A 7,624-nucleotide genomic window follows, 5' to 3' on the forward strand; every position below is an offset into this window, starting at 1 on the left:
CAACTGAGACTGCTCAAAAATTCTAATACAGCTGGCGCAATAGGTAAAACAGCTGCTGGGATAAAACTTCCTTTTAGTGCTTCTTGCTCTTTATTATATTCATTGATTGCCTTTACTATTTCATTATATCTTTGTGGGTCTGTTTCTTTTATTCGTTTTAAATTCTCAATTATGATTTCCGTGTTTTTATAAACTTCATTGCCAAGCAGAGCCTTTAAAGCAATTTTAGCAATCCCTTGTCCAACTTTTTCTAACTCTTGCTTTATCTGCTCTCTTCCATCGGCTGTTAGCACCCTTAAATCCATACTACCATCTACATTTGAGCTTATGCTAGTATTTACTAGATCTTTTGTTAGTTTAGTAGTATCTCTATTTAGTCTTGTTAGATCATCAGAGTTATCTTTATCTGCTATCTCTATGTTGCCACTACCTAGAGTTGCTAGGTTTTTAGATAAGCTGTAGCTTAAATTTCTATGGTTAGATAGATCTATTGATTTAAGACCTGTAAATTTATCTTCTTGATTGTTATTTGATCTGCTATCTTTATTGTTTTTATCTTCTAGGATATAGTTAGCTCCTATGCTAAAGTTTGTTCCCTTAGCATAGCTTGTATTTGATAGGTTCTCATGGCTTAGGGTATTTGTTTTTAAATTTAGGTTGTGGTTATCTATAAAGGTATTATCTTTATCATACTCTCCTGCTGCTAGAAGTGATCCTTTTAGATGGGTGTTATTTGCTACCTCGACGTTTAGCTCATTTGCTGTTATAGATGAGAGAATGGTTTGTTTAGTTATTGTATTTGAGCTTGATCTAGAGAAATTTGCATTGGTGCTAGTTGCTTTTGCGCTAGATGGATTAGCAAAGCTTGAGTTTGGTGATTTATCACTACTAAATCCTATACCAACACCTACACTATATCCTCTTTCGTTGTATGCGTATTTGTCTCTTACACTCTCTAAGCTTAGGTTGTTTCCTACTTTTAAATTTAATCTCTCGTCAGCTCTTAAATTTGCTCCCTTGATGGTTGCATCATTGGCTGTGTTTATATTCATATCTTTAGCTGAGTAAAGATGAGAGTTATTGTTTGTTAGGCTCTCTGTGTCACTACTACTAGTAGAGTAGTTTAGTCCAGCACTTCCGCCGCCACCACCATACATAGTATATCTCATGGTTCCACCTATGCTTTTGTCTTTACTTTCTGATATATAGGTGTTTTTGCTAGAGTTTATATTTAAGTTGTTTGTGTTTATATCTATTAGATTATTGGCACTTAAATTTGAACCAGTGACAGTTGTATCATTTGGAGTTTGTATCTTGATGTTATTTGCGCTTAAATTTGATGGATTAGAGATAACTTCATTTGAGTTTGATTTTGATTTGTGACCATTTACACTAGCTGCTACTCCTACACTAAAGCCAAATGTATACCAGTTAGATGCTGCCTTTGCAGCTGCTGCTACTTGAGCTATAAGTGCTAAGCTCTTAGCCTCTACGTTTGCCATAGCTAAAGCTATATTTGCCTTATAGTACCTCTCTTCGTCATTAACATTTTCAAGGATATCTGATAGATCTTCTATATCTGAGCCATCTATGCCAGAAGTTTTACTTTTATAGGCTTGTTTTAGCTCATGTAGTTTATCTTTTAGATCATCTCTAGTGTGTTTATAGCTATCATACTCTTTTTTTACCTTTTTAAGCTGCTTTATAGCTTCTATCAAAGCAAGACTAGCTGGAGCCACCTCTACGTATTCGTTTTGGGCAGTGATAGAAAGAGCTGCTTTTGCTTGTTTTAGTGTTTTAGATATATCAGTAGTATCAGTGCTATTTAATATATCTATATTTGCATTTTTACTTATTAGATTTATATCTTCTTTAGCGATCAAATTTGATCCAGTGATACCTATCTCTTCGTTTGCATTTAAATTTATATTTTTATCTGAAACAAGGTTTGACGATATAGCTTTAGTTGATGCTACATCGGTGGTAGATTTTTCATACTCTGCGTCTGCTACTCTTGTCTTGGTGCTAGTATCATACTTAAATTCTTTTATAGGTTTTGGTTTTTGATCATTTGCAAGATCTTTGGTGCTTGGTAAATTTATACCCTTGCTCTTAGATATCTCATAGCTACTATGCTCGTTTTCGGCATTTGATATCTCAATAGAATTTGCCTTTATATTAGTATCATCTTTACTTGATAAATTTGCAGTTATAGTAGCTTCATTTGCTTTTAGATTGAGCTCTTTGGCTGCAGATATGTTTGAAAGCTTCGCTAGTGTATCAAGACTTCCCTTTTCGTTATATGTAGAGCGATAAATTTGAGTCAGAGTATCTCCAAACATTTGCTCAAACAAGTATGTATTTGAACCAGTTCCAATAGGATCTATCGCAGAAGCCACCAGCATGCCTGGGTATGTCAATAATGAGATTATATTAATGTTTGAGCTCTTATGAACGCTTTTTTCTTTTATTTGCTCTTTAGCTGCTAATATAGACAAGTTATTACCAGCATTTAAATTTACATTTCTACCACCTTTAATATCTGAAGATATTATAGAGATGTCGTTGTTTGCATTTAAATTTATATCTCCTTGACTAGTGCTTAGAGATGAGCCTTGTAAGTTTGTCTTATCAAGAGAGTGCATATCAAGGCTAGATTTTAATCCACCAAATGACTTCTTAGAGCTAGCTCTTGCCTCATCATTTTTATAAGCTGTTGGGGCTAAGCCTATATTATTCGCATCTATGTTTATATCATTTTTGGCACTTAAATTTGAGCCAGTTACTATTGCGTTGCCACCAGCCTTTAGACTGATATCGCCTGCGTTTAAATTTGAGCTAATGACCTTTTGATTTATAGCCATTAGATGAGACTCTTTTTTAGAGAAAAAGCCCTTTGACCTCTCTTTAGTTTCCGTGCTCTCGTTTGTATTAGCTCCCACTACATATATATCATTTCCAGCTTCTACGTTTAGCTTATTAGTAGCTCTTAAGTTGCTTGAGCTGATGTTGGTATTTGACTTAGAGTTTAAATTTATATCTTTTGCGTCTAGGTTTGCGCTATTTAGAGTTTGGATGTTTTGGCTAAATTCTACGCCTTTTTCTTTTGCGCTATGGCTGTATGCAAACTCTTTGGCGTTTATATTTATATTATCTGCACTTAAATTTATCTTGTCAGCCTCTAGATTTGAGCCAGCGATGTTTAAATTTTCTTTAGCACTTAAATTTAGGCTCTCGTCTGCTTTTAAATTTGACGCCTTGCTAAACTGAGATGACTCTTTGTCTAAGCTTATACTATTGGCATTTACATTTATATTTTTAGCTGAAATTTCACTTGAGTTGATATTTGCTGCGTCTGATTTTAAATTTAGATCTTTAGAGTTTAGCTCTAGGTGATTTAGGTTTAAATTTTGTGAGTTTAAATTTAGACTATCAGCCACTACGCTGCCAGCTAGGCTTATGTTGCCTTTGGCGTCTAGCTCTATATTATTTGCCATTACTAGAGCTGAGGCTTTTACGTTTTTATCTTTGGCCTCTTTTTTAAATTTACTTATGCTCTCATTTCTAGCTTCATATAAACTATCAAGGATGTTTGCTATATAAGCAGAGTTTATACTATCAAGGCTATAGTAATACCCTTGGTTTTTCACTCTTCTATTTAGGTTTTTAATTATTGGGCTATTAAATATTGGCTCAGAGAATTTATCCAGATCAACATTTGCTAGCTTTATATCATCATTTAGTGCGTAGCTTGAAAAGTCCTGCGTGCTTCCTACTATGTTATTGCCCGCTGCAAATACTGCTGGCAAACCAACATCAGTGTATGAGAAGTTAAAATTTGTGCTTTTTCCACCTTTAGTCACCCATTTCTTTTTGCCAGTGACTTTTCCCATTTTTCCTTTCCACTCTTGTTGCTTCCATTTAAACTCATTAAAGCTTAGGCCATCTCTTCTTAAATTTAGCGCTACGTTTGTTATATCTTTGCTATCAAGCACAAGGTCGTTGCCAGCGTAGATAAAGCTCTTATCATTTAGTAGTTCATCTGTTTTTAAATTTATATCATTGCTTGCTACTATGCTACCTGGGATGAAATTTGCCTTATCTTCTTCGTTTAAAATTTCTTTGTTTATAGAGTAGTAAATTCTCTTTAGCACTTCGCGGTCTTTTGCTTTACTAGTATCAAGTACTACTTCGTTTTTGTCGATGTCTAGTCTTAGATTATAAAATACCTTTGTCGATGTACCATATAGATATGAGTCTTTGTGTAAATTTAGCGCATAAAGGGTGCCATCTTTGCTTATAGCCTCTTTTAAAATTTCAGCATTTAGCTCCTCTTTACTTAGCTCTTTGCCTAGTTTTTTAAATTTAGCCTCTATTTTCTCTTTTATCTCTTTTAAATTTACTTCTTCAAGTTTAAATCTATTCTCACCACTTTGCTTTAGAGCTAAATTTTTAGCAAATGAGCTTTTCTCCACCCTAGCCTGCGAGCTTGAGTTATTTACCAGCTTTTTAGCCTCTACATTTATATCTTTAGCATAAATTTGGCTTGAGGTATTTACCAAAGTGTCTGCTTTTATATTAAGGCTCTCTTTGGCTGCTATTAGCGCTTCATCTTTGTTTGTTATATTCTTTGCTTCTATGTTTGCATCTTTGTTAGAAGCGATAGCACCGGCATTAACTATATCGCCATCAAGGCTTATCTCTATGTTGTTATTTGCTATAACTAGACCGTTATTATTTACGCCTACGCCATTACTTGTGCCAACTAGTTTGATTTTATTAGCATACATACCGCCAAGCGCGCTACTATCTAGGCTAAAGCTGTTTTCTTGGTTTTTAGCTTTTACGTCGTTATAAAGCCTATCTTTACTTGAGCCAACCGCCTTTTCACCGATGATGTTTAGCTCATTTGCGTGGATATTTGAGTTTAAATTTATGGCATTTGAGATCACGTTAGTATAGTCGCTGCTCTTATCGTTTAGGCCGTCCCCTACGATATCGATAGAGTTATTAGATATTAGCTCTATCTCTTTAGGGCTTAGTTTATTGATATTGCCTGTTGTTAGTGTGAGTGAGCGAGAGTTGATCATATTTAGACCATCTACGCTTATGCCATTTGGGTTTGCTATAACCACATCAGCTCTGCTACCTGCAACCTCTAAATTTCCTTTTAGAGATGATTTCTCAGCCGAATTTACTTTGTTGATAATAAGGCTTGCCTCTTTATTTAGCCTATAGTTTGCATCTATCTGGCCAGCTATCTTAGTATCTATGTTTTTATTAGAGTTATTAAGGATGGTGCCAGTTGGAGGCGTATTAAACCTGCTATATTCATTTATAGATACGCCCTTGCTATCAGGGTTTGTGATGTTTATTATTAGCGTCTCATTAGGAGCTTTTAGTATATCAGGGCGGTTGCTAGCACCTGGATCAGCTATGATGCTTGGCTCATTTGCTAATGCTGGCATAGTGCCAAGTAGCAAAGAGAGACTTACGTAGAAATTTAAGCCTATGGTTAAAAGGCTAGGCTTTTGTGCATTTGAAATTTGGTTGTTCTTTAGCATATTTTATCCTTAAAATTCGTAGCTTATGATGAAATTTACATTTGTTGATTTAGTTTCAAAGCTCTTTGGTTTATAAAGAGGTTTTGAGACAGATATGTCGTAGCTTAGGTTGTTGTAGGCTTTTATGCTGCCTCTTAGACCTATGGCGTATCCTGCAAGGGTGTTTTTATCCTTTATGCCGCTACTTGCTGCTCTTACCATACCAGCGTCAAGCCCTGCATAGATAGAGTTGCTCTTATAGTAGTTATATGAGAGGGTATTTCTTACGCTTACTCCGTGGTTTCCAACAAGCGAGCTCTCCCCGTCAAATCCCCTAACACTGTGATATCCACCGATGCTAAATTTATCCTGCAAGCTTAGTTTATTTAGGCCATATCTTGCGTTGATATTTAGATCATAGCTTAGTGGAAGTTCAAATTTATATTTGTAGTTTAGGTTTAAATTTATTAGAGCAAACCTAGATGTAGCCTCGCCGCTATCTTCTAAAGGATCGGGCTGTGAGTTAAATATACCAGTGCCCTTTTTGTAAGCTAGCTTGGCGCTAAAAGCTTGGTTGTAAGAATTCCAGCTTGATTTTACGCCTACCTCATATCCGGCATTTCTTCTAGCTTGGTTATCTAGCTCGTAGTCCTCTAGGTAGTTTTTATTTTTTCTCTTAAATAGTTTTACATAAGCGCTATTTTTAAAATTTGAGTCTCTATAAAATGTATAAGCAAGGCTTAGTGAGTCGCTCTCGCTTCTACCTTTATATGTGTAGAGATTGTAGGCTGCATTTATGATCTGGGCGTAGTCATATTTGCTCTTTTCGTATTCAAGCATGAAGTAGCCAAATGGAATACTAAAGCCGTAATAGTAGTTATTTGAAGCTCCGTGATCAGTGGCGCCGTTAAATTTATTTGTAACCTCATACTTTTTAAATATATCTTTTCCGCGTGAGAAGCTAAAAATTTCGTTAAATCCAAGTAAATTTAGCGTGCTTAAATTTAGCATACCTTGATACTTACCACTTTGTTTTGAGCCAAGGTTATCAATGCTAATAGCAGCCTTTAGTGGAAAGCTATCAACTCTAGTTATTACTATATTTGAAAAGCCAGCCCTATTTGAAGGTAAGAATTTAATGCTAACATCATTTTTTGAGACGTTTTGCAGTGACTCAAGAGCCTGCTCGATATCTCTTATATTTGCCACTTTATTTTTATGAGAATACTCACCAAATGCGCTAAATAAGCTCGCTCTGTTTCTTTGGCTATCAAGCTCGTTTATGCTTATGTTATCTATTAAGCCAAGATTTATCACAAACTCTAGCTTGGCATCTTTTAGGCTCTTTGTAACTAGGCTCGCACTTGAAGTGATATAGCCACTTTTTATTATCTCGTTGTTAAAAGAGTTTATGATTAGATTGATAGAGTTTTTACCAAGACAGCTGCCAGCTTTAAAGTCAAGCTTGTTTAAGCTAGCCTCTAAAATAGAGTTAAATTTAGAGTAGTTTGCATTATAAGCTTTTCTTATTATAGCCTCATCAGCACCGCTACTAGCGTTAAAGCTAGCTACTTTGTTCTCACTAAGAAGTGAAATTTTATCTATTTTAAAGCATGGGGTTTCGTTTAAATTTAGCTTACCTTCTGAAGTTGGTTTTTCGTTAAGCAAATTTATGTTGGAGCTTTCGTTAAAAGAGCTTGCCATATTCGCCCTAATCTCTTCGTTGTTTAACTCGTTTTTTAGATTAGTCTCATTAGCAAGTAGCGCAGCACACACCATGCTTAAAGATAAGAGAGTTCTCATCTTAACCTTCCTTGGAAATAACTATAAAGTTATATTTTTTAAAATAATTTAGTGACATTATAAAGGATATAATCTTAATCTAATATTAAAATATAATGAGAAAAAAGAATTTTTATACAAAATATTTCAAAAATGAAACTTTTTAGATATACAAATAGCAAAAGCAAATTTATTTTGGTTTATCATATTGTATGTAAAATTTAATTTTATATTGACAATGATTATTATTTTGATATAATTGCGCAACTGATTTATCTTTAGTAATTTCAGTAATTAAA

2 protein-coding genes are annotated in these 7,624 nt (G+C 34.6%); both read right to left on the reverse strand.

What is annotated here, in order from left to right; translation table 11 throughout:
• Window positions 1-5,564 (reverse strand): hemagglutinin repeat-containing protein (locus CYP84_RS01770; protein WP_103636463.1); only part of this gene is annotated, 5,564 nt, incomplete at its 3' end.
• Between the two features lie 9 nt (window positions 5,565-5,573).
• On the reverse strand, window positions 5,574-7,346 hold the full coding sequence (locus tag CYP84_RS01775) for a ShlB/FhaC/HecB family hemolysin secretion/activation protein (RefSeq protein WP_103636464.1): 1,773 nt from the start codon (window positions 7,344-7,346) through the stop codon (window positions 5,574-5,576).
• Window positions 7,347-7,624: the final 278 nt, after the last annotated feature.

This window comes from Campylobacter concisus (assembly GCF_002912425.1).
Classification (GTDB): domain Bacteria; phylum Campylobacterota; class Campylobacteria; order Campylobacterales; family Campylobacteraceae; genus Campylobacter_A; species Campylobacter_A concisus_AH.

Excerpts from the sequence above, each read along its gene's own strand:
- CYP84_RS01775 (WP_103636464.1), bottom strand. The coding sequence starts at position 7,346 with ATGAGAACTCTCTTATCTTTAAGCATGGTGTGTGCTGCGCTACTTGCT.